We start from the raw sequence: 17,668 nt of genomic DNA, 5'->3' as shown, positions 1-17,668 counted from the left end.
AGAAGGACCATGGAGCACGCTACGGAAACGGCCCCGGCCGCGCCACAGCGCGCCGAGCCGAGGCGGCTGTGGCGCTCCCGCGCCGAACGCCGCGCCGACGCCGCCCGCGCCCGCATCGACGAACAGCGCGCCCGCCAGCAGGCCGAGCGCGAGCGCCTCGAAACCGAAACCGAGCACGCCCGCCTGCGCGCCCAACTCGACGAGCAGGCCGGTGCCGTCGCGGCCAAGCGCCGCGTCCAGCGCCGCACCCTGCGTCAGCGCGTCAGCCTCGCCGTCGTCCTGGCCGCCGCCAACGTGGGCGTCAACGGCGCCGCCGTCCTCGGCCAGATCCTCGCCCTCATGTACGGGCTGGACTGGGAGTGGTGGCAGGCCGTCCCCCTGGCCGTCGTCGTCGAGTCGGTCGCGATCAACGTCGGCTACCTCGCCCACGACAAGATGATCAAGGGTTTCAGTGCGTACGGCCTCCGCCTGCTGTCCTACGCCATCGGCGTCGGTGTCGGCATCTTCAACTACAGCCACAACGCCCACCTCCCGGAGACCAAGGACTTCGCCGGCGTGTTCGGCGCCGCCAGCGTGTTGAGCCCGGTGCTGTGGCAGATCTACTCCCAATGGCGGCACTGGGAGACCATGCGCGAGCAGGGCCTGCTGGAGCAGAGGCCGCTCCGCTTCCCGCTGCTGCGGTGGGTCATCCCGTCCCTGCGCGCCGAGACCTGGGCGGCTTTCAAGCACGGCGTCGCCGAGGACATCCGCTCCCCGCAGGTCGCCCTGGCCGAGATCCGTGCGCTGAGCGCGACGGACGCCGCACTGCGGGGCCTCGGGGACGTCCGGGCCGGGCTGATCCGCGCCCAGGGCGACGTCCTCACGGTCACGCAACTGGTCATCGCAGACATGGAGGCGGCGCGCGACGCCGTGAACACCAGCGCGACGATCGAAGCACCGGCGATCGGCATCCGCGAGGTCACTCCGGCGATCACTGGACCGGTCACCGCCGAGGTCGCTTCCGCGAACGATGCCGTGAACACCCCGGCGACGATCGAGTGCACACCGGAGCTCCCCGCCGCCGACCCGGCGCCGGTCACCGCTGCGGTCACTTCAGACGCCGGTGACGATGACCAGGACAGTGACCGGGATCGCCCTGATGAGCAGGACAATCGCGATGCCGAGAAGTGGATCAGGGGGTGCATTCGAAAGGGCCGCACCCCGACCTACGGTGAGGTCGCCGAGCGGTACAAGTTCAGCCGCGGCTGGGCACGGAGCCGTGTACAGGCGGCGCGCGCCGAGATGACCGCCAAGGGGTACCGGTTCCTGCCCGCGAACGTCGTCCAGTCGCCCGCCGAACCGGTCACCGCGAACGGCTCGCGCAGTGAACACGCCGACGACGTCGAGATGACCGCCATCGGCCCGGTGGGCGGTGCCTGATGGACGTCACCCACAACCTCGCCACCGTCCGCAGCGAACTCGCCCGCGCCGACAGCAAGGCCACCACGCTCCTCGGCTTGGCCGGCACCGCAGTCAGCGTCGCCCTGGCCGCCGCCACCCTCGGCGCCGCCCGCCTGCCCACGCTCGCCCAAGCGGCGATCTGGGGTGCGGTCACGCTCCTGGCCGCCGCGGTCGCGGTGCTGCTGCTCACCGTCCGCCCCTACCTGCCCCGGCCCGGCGCCGAAGTCGGCTGGATCGCCTACGCCTACAGCAGCCCCGAAGCGCTCGCCGCCACCCCAGCCGCCGACCGTGAGCGCGACCAGCTGACCGAGCTGATCCAGCTGTCGCAGGTCGCCCGCACCAAGTACGCCCGGATCAGGTTCGCCGGGGATCTGCTGCTGGGCGCGCTCGCCGGCGGGCCGCTCCTATTCGTCACCGCCCTGATCATCGCTGGAGGTGGGTCATGACCCGCAGCACACCGCCCTCGGAACCGCAGTGGTCCGGGGACATGCTGGATCGGCCGGAGATGATGGACGCGTTCGCTACCCAGTTGAGGCGACGCCTGTCAGACCAGGCCGAATGGCTGGCCCGCATCCGGCGGGACGCCGAAGCCATGTGGGCCGCCAACCCGCCCGAGGGCTACGGAACCTTCGAGGCGTGGTGGCGGCAGCGCTGGGTTGCGGCACCGTTCGACGAGATCCAGGCGCTCATCGAGAAGGCTGCAGCAAAGACATTCCAGCTGGAGGCCCGCTACCGGCGGGGCCGTCACGAGATTCCCGCCAGCCGCCAAGCCGCCACCAAGGTCAGACAGGAGGCTGCCCTCGCCCCGCCCCATACAAATACGGCCAGCCGTTCGACCCAGCCTCGGTTGGCAGAGCCCCGTGCGCCGGCCGGGGACTTCTTGGACCTCGCCACCCGGAAGGACCGCTCTCCGAATGGGAGGCGGTCGGCATGAGCACGACGACCGGGATGCCCGCCGAGGTGAGACGGCGATTGAAGAACTTGGCGACGTTCTGGAATGCGCGAGCTCAAGCCGTCACCACGGACGCCGAGCTCGCCAAGGTGTGCTTCGACCGAGCCAAAGCCGCCGCCCGCGCCGCGCAGCGCGCCGGCAACCCGCGGGCGATGCACGAGCTGGCCGAGCTGCTCGCGGCGTGGTCCGCGCAGCAGGAGCAGGACGAAGCCATGCGTCGCAGTCGTGACGCTGCGTCGCAGTCGTGACGCATCGTGACGCACATCTTCATGTTCATGCGCCGCGTCTGGGTTCTCTGGAACCCCAAGGCGCGGCGCGCGTACGCGCGGCGCGCGAGTGTCCCCGATTCGGTCACTGAGTGTCAACCCCCAGAAAGGAGGCGAACGTGAGCGACAACAACGACGACGGCGCGATCCTGCGGTTTCCCCGCGTGATCCTTCCGGGGTCGCTCGACGCCCCCGACGCGACCCCCAGGCCGGACAACGACCCCGCCGACGAGCACGACGGCGGGCAGGCCGCCCCGTGGCCCCAGCTGCCCGTGGTCGCGGAGATGAGGCCCCCGCTGCACCTGACCGTGCCGGGCACGCCGGACCCTGCTCCTGCGTCCGACGACGAGGGCGCGTTCGCTCCGCCACCTCCGGAGGACCCCGACAACCCGACCGCGCGGGATACGGCCGCGGTCGCCATGGCGCTGATGACGGCCCTCGGCGTCGCTGCCGCTCAGGGGATGTGGCACCGCGCCCGGCACCGCCAGGCGCTCGCGGACAAGACGCGCGCCGGGGCCGACAAGCAGGCTTCCAAGTCCGCGGCCGCCGGGTCCGGCACCAAGGCCGGAGGCGGGGGCGCACGGTCAGCGCGCGGGGCGGGCGGATCGGGTTCCTCAGGCGGTACGGGGTCTCTGCTGCGCTCGCCCGCCGGCGGATCGAAGGGGAGGAAGCCCAAGGGCTCCAAGGGCTCCCAGGCTTTCGCCCGCCGCGCGGGTGGTGGAGGCGGGGGCCGACCGACCGGAGGCGGGAAGGGCCCCAAGGCCACCCGGGGCGGTAAGGCGGCACCGAAGGGAACGGGGGCGGCGAAACGCCCTCAGGGGGCCAGCACGAGGCCGAAGGGCAAAGGCAAGGCAACCGGCCGGACCGGGTCGGGCGGCACGCCGAAGCGCCCTCAGGGGAGCGGCAAGGGCAGCACCACGGCGCCGAAGGGCGGGCGCAAGGCGATCGGCCAGGCCGGGGCCGACAGCAAGCCGTCGAAGCCGAAGGGCCGCAAGGACGACGCCGCGGGCAGCACCGCGAAGCCGAAGGGGAAGGGCAGGCCCGGCGGCAAGTCCCCGAAGGACGGACCCAAGCGCCCCAAGATGACGTGGAAGGCACCCAAGAAGGGCGCCAAGGGATCCGGCAAGGAGGCCGCGGGGCCGAAGCGCTGGACGACCGGCCGCACCACGCCCGCAGGCCCCACACCGAAGCCCAAGGGCTCTAAGCGCACCGGTCACTCCCGGGCGTGGACGACCGGCACCAAGTGGTGGAAGCGCTGGAGGACCCGCCACACCGCCGAGTCCGGCGCCGAGTCGGCGACGGAGACCGGGACGTCCCAGGACTCTCCCCGCGCCGACCGCGACGCGACCGGCTGGGATCAGCCTCCTTCGGGCTGGGAGAGGATGCGGCCGCCTCCCGGGGCGGATCAGTCGGAGTGGGTGACCGTGGAGCGCGTCGACGAGCGCCCCTGGCCTCGCCCCGAGGCCCCGGCTCTCACCGTGGGGCAGGCCGCGCTGACCGGTCCGGCCCCGTCGCCGACCGCAGACCCGACCACGTCGCCGAGTGCAGACCAGGCCGAGTCGCCCAGTGCAGACCCGGCCCCGTCGCCGACACCAGCGGACCAGCAAGGAGCACCAACCGTGAGCATGCCTGCGAGGACAACCCAGTACGCCGACGCGGACCTGACGATCTACGACGTGATCGAGGCCGACGCCGACATGGCCGAGGAGATCACCGAGGGCGTGACCGAGGCCCGTGACACGGCGGACGGCTGCGAGCAGCTGCTGACGAGGCTGGAGGAGGTGTACGCCGGGGTCCGCGACCTGAAGGTGCCGGGCGTCCTGCTCGGCATGATGGCGCTGCTCATGGACAAGACGATGACCGTCAAATCCAGGGCCGAGGCGATCGCCGCCAACCTGCCCCTCGCCGCCGAGGCCATCTCCGTTGCCGGCACCAACGCCGCCGCCCGCCACCAGGGCCTGGCCGACGCCGTCCGCGACGCCGGGCACATCCGCCCGGCTGAGCGTGAGTACCACGACGAGTAGAGGGAGCTCCCATGCACGAACTGAACAGCGCAAACAGCACCGGCGAGGTGGTCGCAGACAGCGGCGGCATCATCGTGCGGGCTATCCGGTACGGAATCCTCATCGTCCAGCTCGTGGCGGCCGGGGTCCGGCTGCGCGGGCTGAGCGAGCAGGTCCGCTCCACGTACCGGTACGTGGAGGGCTGCGCCTCCTCGGTGGACCGGCTGGCCGACCAGATGGAGAGCCTGACCGTCGACGTCGACACCGTCGGCGAGCACCACCAGGCCGCGACCATCATGCGGTCGGTGCTGGCCGACGCCGAGGCGATGGCAGAAGCCACCGAAGACCTGTCGGTGTCGTTCGAGCAGACCGCCGCCGCCCACCAGGCCGACTACGGCACCGTCGCCGAGGCCGCCCGCACCATGCCCGTTCCGATGGCCAACGCCGAGTTCTACAGCAACCGCTGACCTGAGAGGAGAGAACAATGACCCGGACCCCGCCGCCCCTGCCTCCGCTGGAAGTGGAGCTCCCAGACTGGCCCACAGTGCGACGAGCGCGCCGCCGCCTCGACGTCGTGCGCAGCTGCACCGGCCGCGTGGCCACCGTGGCCGGCATCGCTGCGGCAGCCTGCGGGCTGTTCACCGGCGACTTCACCAGCGCGTCCCTGCTGGCGACCGCGGCGGCGTCCGGCACCGGACTGATGACCCTGCGGACCTGGAAGCCGGACGGCCACCAGCGAGCCACCGCCACCGTGCTGTACCTGGCGCCCGGCGCCAGCCTGGCCACCCTTCTGCTCGCCGAGCAGATCGTGCCGGGCATCCACTGGAGCGAGGCCCTGGCCCTCACCGCGTGGTCGGCCGGGACCTGGGTGATGCGCCCGGCTCGGGTGGCCCGCCGGATGCTCTGCCCGCCCGTCCCTGCCGAGGTCGTTCCGGTCTCGGTGGCCGAGGAGGTCGACGGACACCCGGCCGCCCGCTGGTGGTCGGCGCGCGTGGCCGTCGAGGGTGGCGCGGCGCCCGACACGCTCCTGGAGGACATCGAGCGGACCGGGGAGAGGTCGATGCGGGCCGTGATCCGCAGCGTCATCCCGGGTGAGCCGGTGCCGGACGTGTCGGTGAAGCGCCTCTCAGCACTCATGGACATCCCCGAGGAGGACATCAAGGTCGGTCCGGTGCCCGGCCGCGGCGCCGCCGTGCGGCGCCTGACGATCGGCAAGCCCGACGACACCGACCTCCCGACGATCTGGGCTCAGCGCATCGCCCCGGTAGCGATGCAGGGGTCCGTCTTGACCGACATACGAGTCGGCCGCCCCGGCACCGCCGGTACGACCGCCACCGTGACCGTAGGACAGGAGACCGACGTATGACCGCCATGGCCACCACCGGCGAGGTAGTCGAGCTGACGCTGGAAGTCCCGCAGGGGCAGGTGATCACTTACGACCTGGCCAAGCTGTGCTCCGCACTGGGCATCAGCGACCCGACCCGGATCGCGGTGGAGACCGACGGGTCCCGCCGCGCCCTGGTCACGATCTACCCGTCCAACCCGCTGGCGGACATGCCGCCGCCGACCCTCGCGGACATGATGATGGACCGGCACGGCCGGATCGTGGTCGGCCGCTACCACAACGGCCGGCCCGCTCGACGGAAGATGTTCGACCCGTCGACCGGCAGCGCTCAGCGGGCCATGGTGTTCGGCACGACCGGCGCGGGCAAGTCGAGGACGGTCCAGTACAACCTGGCGTGCGAGAAGCGCAACCGCGTCGTCTCCTGGTTCGCCGACCTCAAGGGCGGACAGTCCGCGCCCGAGGCGGCCGGGCATGTCGACTGGCACGCCACCACGCAGGAAGAGGCCATCCTCATGCTGCGCGCGGCCGTCGCCGTCGCCAAGGCCCGGCAGTGCCGATACAAGGTCATGGGCCGCAACGCTTTCCTCCTCGGCGACCCGGACCCGCTGCTGTCGGTGCGGATCGATGAGGCGAACCGGCTGTTGGAGCGGGGCGCCCCGTATAGGGAGGAAGCCACCTACCTCGTCAAGGAGCTGGGGAGGACAGGCCGTTCAGTCGGCGTCGGCATCGAGCTGGACGCCCAGGCCAGCCACCTGGAGGAGCTCGGCGGCTCCGACACGTTGAGGGCGATGCTGAAGGAGGGCGAGGTCACGCTGCTCAGGTGGAGCAGCGGCATGATGCGCCAGCTCGTCGCCGACGGCCTGCTCCCCGCCGGGGAGCAGCTCATGCCCATCCCCAAGGCGCTCCGCCCGCGAACCCTCACCAGCCAGCTCGACGGGCGCGTCGCCGACGATGACGACGACGACGCGCCCGGCACGCAGGGGACCGCCTACCTGCTGTCCGGCCCGCACCCCACCGCGATGATGCGCCACTTCCGCGTCGGCTCCATCGCCCCCACACCGGGCCTGGACCCGGAGATCCTCGCGCTGTACGGGCCGGGAGACCCCGAGCGGCTGGAGGCCGACTCCCACCCGGCGGCGGGCGAGGCGTACGCCGTCCGTCACGATCCGGCCGCCATGGCCGCGCTGTGCACGGAGATGGCGAGCCAGCAGGCACAGCAGGCGGTCGTGGCCACCGGGACCGTTGCGAGTCCGGCCGACGGCGGGAAGACGCGGCCCGCCCGCGTGGAGGAGCGGGTCCTGGCCGTCCTGGCAAACGCCGGGGACGCGATGACCGCTGACGACGTCCTGGCCGCGGTGCTGAAGGACGGCGGCAAGGACGTCCGCCTCGGCACGATCCGTAACGCTCTCGGCGCGCTGGCGGACCGCGGCGACGTCGACCGTCTGGAGCGCGGCCTATACGTCCTGGCTGACGGCTGAGTGGCGTTGGGGGTGCGCGACCGGCCGCCGGTCGGCCGCGTGCCCGGAGCGCCGCTCACCCGAGCAGGCCCGACCGAAGGAGATCACATGTACCTCACCACGTCCGACCCCGTCCTGCGCGCCGCCCTCCTGGAACGGACCGGCCTCGACCCGGCGACCATCCGCCTGACCGAGCCGAAGCCGAAAGCCTCGACCGACGACAAGAACACGTCGAAGCGATAGACCCCGGCCCCGGTGTCCCCCTCGGCGCCGGGGCCGCCCCGTCTCCACCACCCGATCTTGAGAGGACGCCATGAGTCTGCACGCCGGAGCTGGAGCAGCTTCCGATACCTCCGAGTATCAGAAGTCGCCCCCGGGGGGAGCTTCCGATACTTCGGTCTCTGGGGATTCACAGGGGCCCGATTCGACTTCCGATATTACGGACCTTGATCACGATGGCGGTGAGTCCGCCCCTCGGCGCGGACCCGGAGCGCTGCCGACCCGGCTGCCCGACCGCTACACCGAGGTGTTCGCCGCCTACCGCGCGAAGGTCACTCGGCCCGGTACCCCGCTGTCCCCGAAAACCATCACCGCCTACCTGTCCCGCGTCCGCCAGTACTTCACCTGGCTGGAGACCAGCGACCTCGACGGCGACCCCCTCACCGACCCATCCGTCCGGGACTGGGCCGCCCGCGACTACCGCGCCTACCTACTCACCGTCGCCAAGCGCAGCCCGGCCACCGTCAACGCCCACCTCACCGCCGTCGACGACCTCAACCGGCGCGTCGGCGTCGGCCCCGCCACGGCCAAGCGCACAACCCTGCCCCAGCTCGCCCCCCGCGCCCTCGACCCGCGCGCCCAGACCCGGTTCGTGCGTGAGGCCGAGCGTGCGCCCGCCCGGGACGGCGCCATCGCCTACACCGGCTTCTATGCGGGCCTGCGGATCGCCGAGCTCGCCGCCCTCGACGTCGACGACGTCCACCTATCCGCGAGGAAGGGCGCGCTGATCGTCCGCTACGGCAAGGGAGGCCGCTACCGGGAGGTGCTCGTCCACTCCCGCCTGCGCGCCGCCCTGGAGACGTGGATGGCCCAGCGCGCCGCAGCGGACGGGGAGGTGGCGCTGTTCGTCAACGCCCGCGGCCGGCGCCTGACGACGCGCGGCATCTACGACATCCTCACCGGCCTGGCGGACGCCGCCGGGATCCGCGAGGACTTCACCCCTCACACGCTTCGGCACACGCTCGGAACGAACATGCGGCGGCAGGGCGAGGACATCGTGGTCATCGCCGAGACGCTCGGCCACAGCGTCGAGACCGCCCGCCGGTACACGCTGCCGTCGGAGGACGAGCGCCGCGCCGCCATCGAGGGACTACCCGTTGACCAGTAAGGGAGTGACATGGAAGAACGCCCCTGGGACGCCGACCGATCCCGTTTCGCCTCCGAAGCGGCTACTCCGCACAGAAGGCTGGCGGAGCATCTGGTAGCCGCGATGGACATCTATCTAGCGGAAGAGATCCGAAAGCACCGAGCCGGGGAAGGTAACAGCCTTCGAGAGACCGGATTTACCGAGGTGGCTGACCTGCTCGGCATGTGACCACCCGATAGCAATGATTATGAGTACCCGCCAGCGATCTCGACCACGAAGGCTATGGTGACTGTCATGGATCATGATCTCACCCGGTGTGACGCCCCCCTGGTGCTGACCCTTGGAGAGGTGGCTCGACTCAACGCCGTCCCGCGCGCCGCGTACGAAGTCGGCGCTGAGCGGCGCTGCGAGATCCGAGAGAACGGGCACCCAGGGCCGCACATCGCGACCGGCCAGGCGGCCAGTGGCACCGAGTGGTGGCTGGTGTGGGACGACACAGGGCAAGGGCAACTCAAGGCGCTGCCGCCGTGCAGAGCCGAAGATGTCGAGTTGGACGAGCCGTGTCTCCTCCCTTTGAATCATCCCGGCCCTCACACCTGTGACGTATAGGTGCGTCCACCTGTCCCGTCACCTTCGGGGGTGTTGCTGTGTCTGCCTGCGGCCGATCAGCAGGTCGGGTGAGCATGACCCCATGACCTCACCCGACCTGCCCGACGATGACCCTGTGCCCGACTGGGTGCATCAGCGCACCCGGGAGCTGCTGGACCCGCACCGCGAGCAGTTGGAACCGCTGCTCCGAGCCGCGGCGGACGTCCTGGACGCCGAGTAGCCACACGCGAAGAAGCCCTGTCGCTCTCCTCCGGAGCGGCAGGGCTTCCGTGTTCCTGGGGTGCCTGGCGCCCGAGCCCGATTCGGGTTCTGGGCAACCACCCGCCCTCGGCCGGCGTCTTACAGGGTGAGGCCCGTCAGCGTGCGGCTGACCGGGTCGGCGTCACCTCCGGGCGGCCGCCTCCAGCGGGGGGCGGTCGCCCAGCAGACAAGACGAAGCAGCCCCTGCCCATTCCGGGCGGGGGCTTCGTCATGCCGGTCAGGTATGGCCGGTAACCCGACGCACCCGCCAGTCGATCACCGATCATGGTCCCGCACCCGGCGAGGGGGTGCGGGACCCTTCAACGCCTCCTAGTACGGGCCCGGATCAGCCGGGCAACCCACGCGGGGAACGTCTCCCCCGGCCAGCGGGGCGACGAAACGTTCCCGCCTGACGAGGATTCCTGCTGGTAGCGGGCGTACTCTGCTCGCGCGTCCTCAAGCCTCTGCTCATACCAGGTGCGGGTCTCCTCGTGGAGCCGCTCATATCGTTCACGCTGGCGAGGGGTGAGCTTCGCCATCATCGCCTCAAGCTGGGCTTCGTAGTCGGGGGCGTCCACCATGTCTACCTCCGGTAGGGGTGCGCTCACGCTACGCCTGGGGTGAGCGGATGTCTCTACCCTGCGTCGCCCCGGGCCGCCTGCTGGAGTGCCTTCCACGCGGCGTGCCGGTCGCGCTTCTGCTCGGCCCCGTCCCACCACCGGTGCCGGTTCAGCGCCTCCAGGGCGAGCAACCGCTCCTCCCGCACCCGGGCGAGTTCCTCCCCCTGCTCCTCAGTTTGCGCACCCTCGAGGACTTCCTGCGGTGACGGCAGCGCGTCTGTCACCTCCTGCACACGCTCGTCGGCGGCCCAGTACACGCGCTGCGCGTCCAGCAGGTCGGCGGGAATCTCGTAGTCGGCCATCGGTCAGTCTCCCCCGGGTCGTGCAATACCGGGGCGATCCTACGAGGCGAGCTCGGACAAGACGAAAACGCCCCGCCCTCCTGGAAGAAGGCGGGGCGTCTCAAGGTCAGGGCGTGGGGCCCCGAGTCGTGCGGCCGCAAGCCCAAGACCCCACCAGCGCAGTATGCCCGGCCCGGGAACGCGAAGAAGCCCCCGCCGCCCCGAAGGACGACGAGGGCTTCTTCCAGATGTGGGGCGCCAGCCGGTTCGGCTACTCCTGCGGCGGCGCCGCCGGGTACTCGGCGTCCAGGCCCTCCAGGCCAGCCACACGCGCCTCCAGGGCGGACAGGTCCACCTCGGGGTGCTCAGCCTTGATGGCCTCGATGTCGGAGCGGATGCCGGCCACGGCGGTGTCGATGCGGCCGACGAGGTTGTTGAGGTCGTCCTGCTTGGCCATAATCTTGTCTACCTTCCTATTGAGACGTGACTGCGCCTGCTCGATGCGGGCGAGCCCTTCGAGGATTGGTTCGAGGTCGACTTCGCAGGGAGGACAGAGGCACCTCCACCAGCGCGGCATCACCAGGCCCCCTACGCGGCGAGGGTCAGGCTGCTCTTCGGCACGGACGTCTGCCGGATGAACACCGCGACCAGCAGGCCCACGAACGACATCAGGCCCGCCGTCTGCTCAGCAGTCGCCGACCAGCCGAACACGACCGCCAGCGAGATGATCGCCTGCGCGAAACCGAGGATCGCGGCCTTGACGCTGCCACCGTTGTCGACGCTACGGGTCGAGAACGCCACCCATACACCGGCAGCGGCCATCACAGCGGCGTTAACGAGCACGACCTGCTGATCCGACCAGGGCAGCCAGAACGCCGCCGCCATCTGAACCGCTGACGCAACGAGAGACGCGTACAGCGCGGGCTCGCCGGTGGCCTCGTTATTGGTGTTCATGGCCCCTCCTTGGGGGTCGCCCGCCATCACGGCGGGAAGTCGGGCGCCCGGATCCGGGCATGAAAAAAGCCCCGGCCAGTCGGCTCAGGGCTCGTCGGGGAGAGGCTCGTCGTCCTCAGGGGGTGGTTCAGGCTCCGGCCACAGGGCGGAGAGTCGGGCGAGGTACGGCCACACCAACGCGTGCAGGATGTCCACGGGTCAGGCGACGCGCAGCAGCAGGGCCCACGTGTCGTCATCGACTACGCCAGTGGGCTTCATCCCGGCGGCGTCCTGTAGGCCCTTCACGCCGTTCTCGTGCTCCTCGCTGAAGACGGTGTCGTTCAGCCCGTCCAAGCCTCCGTAGTCGCGGGCGAGCAGCAGGTAGTGCATGGTCTTCACATGCCAGCGGATCGCGCCGCCGTCCTTGCCGTCGCCGACCTTGAGCGTGGGCAGCTTCTTCACCATGACCTCCGTCGAGGTGGGAGCGGGCTTGGGTTTCGAGGCAGGCTTGGGCTTCGCAACCTCAGGCGGACGGGCAAACGTCCCCTCTCGCACCAACCGATAGAGCCGGTCGCCCGGACACGATGTCGAGAAGAAGTCCCGGTGTCCCTTCACGCCAGCCGCCATGCCCTTGCTCATCAGCCACGCGCGAAGCTGACGAACCGCGTCGATCTGCGCGGCCGGCGGATCTTCCCCTGGACCGGACATGAGCGTGCACGAGTACCACGTCGAGTTGCCGCCCGGCTGAGCCGCCTGCACCCGATCTACGCCGCGCCCCTCGAACACGTAGCCATGGGGGCACGCTCCGAACGAGTAGCCGATGTCCGTCCACCCTCGGTTCGATCCCATATGGAACTTCCGAGTGCGGACCCAGTAGTCACGGCAAGCACTGTGTGGCTTGTTTGCCAAGCCTTGATTGGACCCATCGTAATGAATAACCAGTCCGCTTCTTGGGTTGGCGGTCCCAGCCGAGGTAGGCCCCCACCCGAACGCGTCACGTTTCACGAACTTCATCGGAGACCTCCCTGGTTCGCTCGCGGCGCCCCTTGCGCCAGGTCTGAACGATGATCCGGATGCGCCACGCCAGTACGAACGGCATCCCAGCGAACGCCACCAGTCGCACCACCTGAAACCAGTCGCCTTCCGGGATGACCAGCCGCAGCGACCACAAGCTCAACGACAGCGCCAGCACCGCTTCGAACGTGAACACGTGGCGGCCGGACGAAGTTCTCCACCAGCGGGCCAGGAGTTGATGCACCACGACGCACGCCACCGCGAGTACCGTCGTCACCCCGATCAGTACCGATCCCGCTAGCCGAATCTCCTCAACCACCAGACCCCCCGTACGCCTCATCCATGATCCGGTCGAAGCCGTTTTCCTCCCGCAGCAGGCGCAACCTTCGAGCCAGTGACCAGGTACCGCGCGCCGACTCCCGTGCCCGCTGCCGCTCGGCGTCCGCGCGCCGTTTCGACTCCTCGACCAGCCGGGTGGCTTCGTCGATATCTGACCGGTCCTGTGGTCGCGCGTCCTGTGGTCGGGTCATTGGTTCGCCTCAAGTTGTCGCGCTCGGATCTCCGTCAGTAGCGCCGCCGCGACCTGCGCACCCTCTGTGCTGGCCGCTAGAGCAGCGCCGATCTCTTCGGCGTATGCCTTCCGCGTTGTCTCATGTGCTTGGCGTTCCGCTTCGAACAGGCGCTGCCAGGTTTCGCAGTCCCGTTCGGTGTCCGCTACTCGTTCGTCGCGGTCTTTCTCCGCCTGCGTAGCTCGCGCTTCGGCGTCCTTCCGGGCGTCTTCAAGTACTGCTCTGGGGACCAGGACACCCTTGACGACGAGCCAGACGATGGCGAACACGACCCCTACCGCGCCGAGCTGAACAATGGGGATCTGCGCCCACTCCAAGATGGGTCCGCCTTTCTATATGTGCAGGTCGGCGGAGGGAACCGAACGGTTCGGAGATCAGCGGGTGAGGCTGTTGATGATGGCGTTGATCTTGTCGCGGTGAAGCTGCAGATCGTCCTGCACAAGCTCACCCGTCGCCGGGTTGTAAGTGGCCGGCCACGCGTTCGGGGTCGTCAACCCCGGCAAGGTCGTCACTGGCGTTTGGAGAGGATCCTCCGGTGTCGGCGGGATCAGCATGAACGTGCTGCCCGAGCTCGCCTTCCACCACGGTTGCCCGCTCTGCCCGTACAGGTGACCTCCAGAGGCCGGCGTGTCCGGGGTGGAGCGGGAGGGGAGGATCAGGCCAGCGGACGCGGTGGTAACACCACCCCGGTTAGTGATCATCGTGTGGAGTTCGTTGACCTTACGTTCCAATGCCAGGAACCGGTCTTCCCACCCCTCAGGCTGCGGCAACGGCACGTCAGATCTCCGTCTCTTCCTGGAAGGTCAAGGTCGCGGTCTCTTGGGAGGTGCGGGACGTCGCACGGACGGAGATGCCGATGATCCGCCACCTCTTGTTGAAGGAGGCGCCGCCGTTCCTCACTGGCCACCAGTCGTTGACGATGATCAACCGGGCGTAGTCGCCGAGGTTCGACGGCGTGAACGTCGTGTCGTCCAGGCGGACGGTGACCTGGTGGACACGCACCGGGCCTGGGCGTTCAGCGGCCCATTTCGTGGCGTACGCGTTGAGGGTGTCCAACTCCTTGACCGTCGAGTAGTCCTTCGTCGCATCCAACCTCGGGTGCCCTGCGGTGAGGTGCGCGGTCGCGTTCTGCTCGTCCGACATAAGCGGCTCAGAGCGCGTCGACAGGTCCGTGCTGACCGACTCGCCGCGCGCCCGGTAGCTGGTGGCGCCACGGAGAGCGTCGATGTTCTGCGACCACGAGATGACGTTCCCGGGCGCGGAGAACACATGGTCGGTGGTGTCGGAACCAAGCTTGGGGTAGCCAAACTGCACTTCGCGGATCCGGCTGCCGGTGCCCGGGTCAGAGGTAGTGACCATCCATTCGAAGCCGCCATCCACGTCGGCGAGCTCACGGATCCGCTGCCCATACGTGCCGGATTCGCTGGCGAGGTAGGTGCGGTCCCGCTCCACCCCCGACATGCCCGACTCCGTGGTCAAGCCGATGTCGGCGTAGGTGCGATCCTGCATGTTGGCGATCAGATCGCGGGCGATCTCCAACTGATCGATGCCCTCGTACGGGGTGATGTCCTCGCGGATCTCCACGTAGTTGAGGTACGACTCCAGGGTGGCGCCTTGGAGGCGGACCTCGATGCCGGACCGATCAGCGCCAGACACCGTCGCCTGCCAGATGACGTAGGTGCCCCAGATGATGCCGTTGCGGTAGACGTGGCAGATGGTTCGGCCCGGCCCGGTGGAGAGGCTGTCGGGGTCGACGTCGTCTTCCACCCAGCGCGGCACGACGGCGGCGACCTGCTCAGCCACGTCAGGGTTGGGCACGCTGACGGTCGCGGAGAAGGTGCCGGGTTCGCCGATGACCCTGCTGAACGTCACGCCTTCGAGGTCGAGGTCGGTGATGTAGTCGTCCGTCAGCAGGTCGCAGAACACGAACCGGTAGTGAATATCCGGGCTGGGCGGGATGACCTCGGGTGGCTCCTCTGGCGCCTCAGCGGTGCCTCCGACGTCCACGGTGAACCCGTGGCTGTAGATCGGCGGAGACGAGCGGACGATCGTGAACGTCGCAGACCCAGTCGAACCCGGCTCTGAGCGTGCTTTCGTGGCCAGCGACACGGAGGTGCCGACACCGGTCCGCTCAACCTGCTCGGTGTGGCCTGCGGGCGCGGTCCAAGAGGTGGAGCCGGAGCCGATCAGTGCCGCACCCCAGCGGACAGTAACGCCCGGAGCGGTGGGCGGGCTGACGGAGGGGCAGCCGATGCTCGTGTCCGCGCCGTTCTCCGCCGACGCGAGGAGCGGTGTGGAGCCATCAGAGCCGGACACTGCGACGATCGCTACCGCAGAGTCATAGCCGGAGCCCTGCTTGAACCCGTACTGGGCGGGTTCGCTGGGGCCGGCGACTTTCCACCAGACTTTGCTGCCGCCCCACTCGGCGCCCGCTCGGGATCCGAGGAGCTGCCACACCGTGCCGCCGCCAGTCGGCGTCGTCATCGCCGAGGCCGAGAATCCGGCGTAGGTCTGGAACGCGAGCAGCACATCCCCAGCTGCGGCCCCGGGTGGTTTCGTGCAGGTGAACGAGGTGTTGGTGGACTGGGTGGAGGAAACCGACCGCAGAGTGGCCACGCCTGACCTCCTCTCGCGGGTGAGGTCAGGTGTGGGTCACATGGTGGCGGAGCGGTGGATGATCTCAACCCCGGCTGTGCCGCCGGAGTCCGTCTCGTACGTGATCACCGAGGATCCGGTGTCGAGGAACCATTCCTTCACCGGGACGCTGATGTCGTCGGCGAGCGCGGACATGCGGTTGACGTCGCCGAGCAGGACCTTGCCGCGCTGGGTGTCAACGTCGAGACGCTGCCCACTGGTGAGAGTGATGTTGAACGCCAGCACCCGATCCAACGTCTCGTTCAACACGGCAGGGTTCGTCGCGGGCCCAGTGAACCTCAGGATCGGCGAGGTGTAGACGTCTCCGTCGTTCGCCAGCGTCGCCGTTTCACCTGCGGCGATGACCGTTGACTGCTGCTCCAGCGAGTAACAGCGAGGGTCCGGGCACATGATCGTGATCACTGGCTCCGTAGAGCCGATCGACCAGTCGGCATCCATGACGCCGGTCCGGTCGATGACCTTGCCGTACGCCAGCAGCGTCTCGGTGCGGCCCCGGATGACCAACGGCCACAGCGTGTTGTCGCGCAGGGTCCGGGTGTCGTAGCGGAGCTGGCGGAGCAGCGCACTGATCTGCGTCGGATCGCTGAGGGAGTTAACCTGCAGCTTGATCGTCACAACCCGGCGCTTCGCGTACGACGTGCCGGCCAACGCTCCGTGCCGAAACGCCTCCTCGACGCTGAGGTCATCAAGTTGGGGTTTCTGGTCCACCCAGCCGGTGATCTCCCGCACCGAGTACGCGTTCCAGCCCCACAGCGTGTAGTAGCCCCACTCGACCTGCCCGTCCCTGGTGATGGACGTCCCTGGGAGGATCGGGACGGAGACGCCGACGGTGGGCACGAACGCTTGGGCGTCCACCGGCACCGCAGGGATGAGCGCCTGCCGGTCCGCAGTGATATCCGGGAGCAGGACGCTCGCTTGGGCGGTCACGCTGGCCGGGGCCGGGGTGGCGTTGCTGATCGCGGTGATGCCCGGGTCAGGCACCTCCGCTGAGGCGGTGACCGTGGACACCTCGATCAGTTCGGCTGCCCCCGCCGCCACAGACGGGTTCGGGACGCTCGCCTGGGCGTCCACACTCCCAGCGTGGACCGTCTGCCCCGCAGAGATGCCCACAGCGGGCACGCTCGCAGAAGCGCCCACCGTCCCAGCGTGCACCGTCTGCCCCGACGACAGGCCCGGCTCGGGCACCTCCGCAGCCGCGTCCACCGAGGAGGCGGTGATCGTCGCTTCCAGAGACGCGCCGAGGATCTCCAAGGAGACCCAGTTCCAGTCAGCGGTCCCAGTACCGGCAGCATCGAGGTTGAACTGGACGTTCGTACCCGCAGCGCCGGAGTTAGCGGACTTCGTCGTAGCCAGACCGGACAGGAAGCCGCTTTCGAAGAACGGGTAGTCGTCGTCGGTTGAGCTTGGCGCCCCGGTGCCGTTCCAGTCGATCGCGGCGAGGAACCCTCGGCTGCCTACACCGGTCGAGGTGTAGCCGTTGATGGTGACGTTGTTCGTCGCCGACGTTCCCGAACCGTTGGCGCCGATGTACAGCGACGGGTGATGGCCCGTGACGACGAACACCTTCATGCCGCCGGTGCTGCTGGTGATGGAGACTGTCGTACCGGTCAGCGCGGTCGGGTTGAGCGCCGTGTAGATCGCAATACCCGCATACGAAGGATGGACTTTCCGCTGCGTCCACGTCCGAGCGGTCCCCGAATTGCTGATCACCGGCGACGAGACGGAAGCGGCAACCACAGCTATGAGCAGGCTGTCCGCAGGCGGACTGAACGCTGCGGTGGTGATAGTGCCGCTACCGGTAGCGACTGCCGGGGATGATCCATGGATCGCAATGGGCACGCCCGCCTACCCCCTGACGACGAAAGAGAGTGCGGGCATGAAAAAACCGCCACAAGGGCGGCGAGAATTGCTTACTTTC

General features: G+C 69.3%; 22 protein-coding genes. 12 read left to right on the top strand and 10 right to left on the bottom strand.

Annotation, left to right across the window (positions count from 1 at the left end; genetic code table 11):
* The first annotated feature begins 9 nt into the window (after positions 1–9).
* The 12 genes from ACFYWM_RS35375 to ACFYWM_RS35320 all read left to right on the top strand — a co-directional run bounded on the left by ACFYWM_RS35375 (position 10) and on the right by ACFYWM_RS35320 (position 9,658).
* A complete protein-coding gene (locus ACFYWM_RS35375; protein ID WP_389923081.1) occupies positions 10–1,419 on the top strand; it encodes a hypothetical protein in 1,410 nt (469 codons plus the stop codon).
* Positions 1,419–1,886: a Pycsar system effector family protein gene (locus ACFYWM_RS35370; RefSeq protein WP_389923078.1), complete on the top strand. Its 468-nt coding sequence runs from the start codon at positions 1,419–1,421 to the stop codon at positions 1,884–1,886. The genes ACFYWM_RS35375 and ACFYWM_RS35370 overlap by 1 nt, the downstream gene beginning before the upstream one ends.
* A complete protein-coding gene (locus tag ACFYWM_RS35365; RefSeq protein WP_389923076.1) occupies positions 1,883–2,374 on the top strand; it encodes a hypothetical protein in 492 nt (163 codons plus the stop codon). The genes ACFYWM_RS35370 and ACFYWM_RS35365 overlap by 4 nt, the downstream gene beginning before the upstream one ends.
* A complete protein-coding gene (locus ACFYWM_RS35360; protein ID WP_389923073.1) occupies positions 2,371–2,640 on the top strand; it encodes a hypothetical protein in 270 nt (89 codons plus the stop codon). Before ACFYWM_RS35365 ends, ACFYWM_RS35360 begins: the two co-directional genes overlap by 4 nt.
* Before the next feature lie 137 nt (positions 2,641–2,777).
* On the top strand, positions 2,778–4,682 hold the full coding sequence (locus ACFYWM_RS35355; RefSeq protein WP_389923070.1) for a hypothetical protein: 1,905 nt from the start codon (positions 2,778–2,780) through the stop codon (positions 4,680–4,682).
* 11 nt (positions 4,683–4,693) lie between these two features.
* Positions 4,694–5,128, top strand: coding sequence for a hypothetical protein (locus ACFYWM_RS35350; RefSeq protein WP_389923067.1), 435 nt, complete (start codon positions 4,694–4,696; stop codon positions 5,126–5,128).
* Between the two features lie 77 nt (positions 5,129–5,205).
* Complete coding sequence (locus ACFYWM_RS35345; RefSeq protein ID WP_389923064.1) at positions 5,206–6,027, top strand: hypothetical protein; 822 nt, start codon at positions 5,206–5,208, stop codon at positions 6,025–6,027.
* Complete coding sequence (locus ACFYWM_RS35340) at positions 6,024–7,484, top strand: hypothetical protein (protein ID WP_389923062.1); 1,461 nt, start codon at positions 6,024–6,026, stop codon at positions 7,482–7,484. Before ACFYWM_RS35345 ends, ACFYWM_RS35340 begins: the two co-directional genes overlap by 4 nt.
* 87 nt (positions 7,485–7,571) lie before the next feature.
* Complete coding sequence (locus tag ACFYWM_RS35335; RefSeq protein WP_389923059.1) at positions 7,572–7,706, top strand: hypothetical protein; 135 nt, start codon at positions 7,572–7,574, stop codon at positions 7,704–7,706.
* Between the two features lie 283 nt (positions 7,707–7,989).
* Positions 7,990–8,850, top strand: a complete 861-nt coding sequence (locus tag ACFYWM_RS35330; RefSeq protein WP_389923056.1) for a tyrosine-type recombinase/integrase — start codon at positions 7,990–7,992, stop codon at positions 8,848–8,850.
* Positions 8,851–8,859: 9 nt separating this feature from the next.
* Positions 8,860–9,057, top strand: coding sequence for a hypothetical protein (locus tag ACFYWM_RS35325; protein WP_389923054.1), 198 nt, complete (start codon positions 8,860–8,862; stop codon positions 9,055–9,057).
* A gap of 463 nt (positions 9,058–9,520) precedes the next feature.
* Entirely contained in the window at positions 9,521–9,658 is a 138-nt protein-coding gene (locus ACFYWM_RS35320) for a hypothetical protein (RefSeq protein ID WP_389923051.1), read from the top strand.
* A gap of 654 nt (positions 9,659–10,312) precedes the next feature.
* Here the strand turns inward: ACFYWM_RS35320 and ACFYWM_RS35315 are convergent.
* From ACFYWM_RS35315 to ACFYWM_RS35270, 10 genes are all read right to left on the bottom strand, one after another.
* Positions 10,313–10,600 carry a hypothetical protein gene (locus ACFYWM_RS35315; RefSeq protein ID WP_389923049.1) on the bottom strand — a complete coding sequence of 96 codons (288 nt, stop codon included), beginning with the start codon at positions 10,598–10,600 and terminating at the stop codon, positions 10,313–10,315.
* A 250-nt stretch (positions 10,601–10,850) separates the two neighbouring features.
* Positions 10,851–11,036, bottom strand: a complete 186-nt coding sequence (locus ACFYWM_RS35310; protein ID WP_389923047.1) for a hypothetical protein — start codon at positions 11,034–11,036, stop codon at positions 10,851–10,853.
* A 131-nt stretch (positions 11,037–11,167) separates the two neighbouring features.
* Entirely contained in the window at positions 11,168–11,533 is a 366-nt protein-coding gene (locus ACFYWM_RS35305) for a hypothetical protein (RefSeq protein WP_389923045.1), read from the bottom strand.
* 198 nt (positions 11,534–11,731) lie between these two features.
* A complete protein-coding gene (locus ACFYWM_RS35300; protein ID WP_389923043.1) occupies positions 11,732–12,526 on the bottom strand; it encodes an N-acetylmuramoyl-L-alanine amidase in 795 nt (264 codons plus the stop codon).
* Positions 12,507–12,845, bottom strand: a complete 339-nt coding sequence (locus ACFYWM_RS35295; protein ID WP_389923041.1) for a hypothetical protein — start codon at positions 12,843–12,845, stop codon at positions 12,507–12,509. Before ACFYWM_RS35295 ends, ACFYWM_RS35300 begins: the two co-directional genes overlap by 20 nt.
* Complete coding sequence (locus ACFYWM_RS35290) at positions 12,838–13,056, bottom strand: hypothetical protein (RefSeq protein WP_389923039.1); 219 nt, start codon at positions 13,054–13,056, stop codon at positions 12,838–12,840. Before ACFYWM_RS35290 ends, ACFYWM_RS35295 begins: the two co-directional genes overlap by 8 nt.
* Positions 13,053–13,412, bottom strand: coding sequence for a hypothetical protein (locus tag ACFYWM_RS35285; RefSeq protein WP_389923036.1), 360 nt, complete (start codon positions 13,410–13,412; stop codon positions 13,053–13,055). The genes ACFYWM_RS35290 and ACFYWM_RS35285 overlap by 4 nt, the downstream gene beginning before the upstream one ends.
* Positions 13,413–13,469: 57 nt before the next feature.
* Positions 13,470–13,871 (bottom strand): hypothetical protein, encoded by a 402-nt coding sequence (locus ACFYWM_RS35280; RefSeq protein ID WP_389923033.1) that lies wholly within the window; start codon positions 13,869–13,871, stop codon positions 13,470–13,472.
* 1 nt (position 13,872) lies between these two features.
* Positions 13,873–15,711 carry a hypothetical protein gene (locus ACFYWM_RS35275; protein ID WP_389923031.1) on the bottom strand — a complete coding sequence of 613 codons (1,839 nt, stop codon included), beginning with the start codon at positions 15,709–15,711 and terminating at the stop codon, positions 13,873–13,875.
* A gap of 36 nt (positions 15,712–15,747) precedes the next feature.
* Entirely contained in the window at positions 15,748–17,460 is a 1,713-nt protein-coding gene (locus tag ACFYWM_RS35270) for a phage distal tail protein (RefSeq protein WP_389923028.1), read from the bottom strand.
* Positions 17,461–17,668 lie beyond the last annotated feature (208 nt).

This window comes from Streptosporangium sp. NPDC002721, from assembly GCF_042888905.1.
Lineage (GTDB): Bacteria > Actinomycetota > Actinomycetes > Streptosporangiales > Streptosporangiaceae > Streptosporangium.
The sequence above is the reverse complement of the archived record's forward strand: the minus strand, read 5'-3'. Positions and strand labels throughout refer to the sequence as shown.

Bases quoted from the DNA above. Each gene is read 5' to 3' on its own strand.
- ACFYWM_RS35375 (WP_389923081.1), top strand. From the start codon at position 10: ATGGAGCACGCTACGGAAACGGCCCCGGCCGCGCCACAGCGCGCCGAG.
- ACFYWM_RS35370 (WP_389923078.1), top strand. From the start codon at position 1,419: ATGGACGTCACCCACAACCTCGCCACCGTCCGCAGCGAACTCGCCCGC.
- ACFYWM_RS35365 (WP_389923076.1), top strand. From the start codon at position 1,883: ATGACCCGCAGCACACCGCCCTCGGAACCGCAGTGGTCCGGGGACATG.
- ACFYWM_RS35360 (WP_389923073.1), top strand. From the start codon at position 2,371: ATGAGCACGACGACCGGGATGCCCGCCGAGGTGAGACGGCGATTGAAG.
- ACFYWM_RS35350 (WP_389923067.1), top strand. From the start codon at position 4,694: ATGCACGAACTGAACAGCGCAAACAGCACCGGCGAGGTGGTCGCAGAC.
- ACFYWM_RS35340 (WP_389923062.1), top strand. From the start codon at position 6,024: ATGACCGCCATGGCCACCACCGGCGAGGTAGTCGAGCTGACGCTGGAA.
- ACFYWM_RS35335 (WP_389923059.1), top strand. From the start codon at position 7,572: ATGTACCTCACCACGTCCGACCCCGTCCTGCGCGCCGCCCTCCTGGAA.
- ACFYWM_RS35325 (WP_389923054.1), top strand. From the start codon at position 8,860: ATGGAAGAACGCCCCTGGGACGCCGACCGATCCCGTTTCGCCTCCGAA.
- ACFYWM_RS35320 (WP_389923051.1), top strand. From the start codon at position 9,521: ATGACCTCACCCGACCTGCCCGACGATGACCCTGTGCCCGACTGGGTG.
- ACFYWM_RS35315 (WP_389923049.1), bottom strand. From the start codon at position 10,600: ATGGCCGACTACGAGATTCCCGCCGACCTGCTGGACGCGCAGCGCGTG.
- ACFYWM_RS35310 (WP_389923047.1), bottom strand. From the start codon at position 11,036: ATGGCCAAGCAGGACGACCTCAACAACCTCGTCGGCCGCATCGACACC.
- ACFYWM_RS35305 (WP_389923045.1), bottom strand. From the start codon at position 11,533: ATGAACACCAATAACGAGGCCACCGGCGAGCCCGCGCTGTACGCGTCT.
- ACFYWM_RS35300 (WP_389923043.1), bottom strand. From the start codon at position 12,526: ATGAAGTTCGTGAAACGTGACGCGTTCGGGTGGGGGCCTACCTCGGCT.
- ACFYWM_RS35290 (WP_389923039.1), bottom strand. From the start codon at position 13,056: ATGACCCGACCACAGGACGCGCGACCACAGGACCGGTCAGATATCGAC.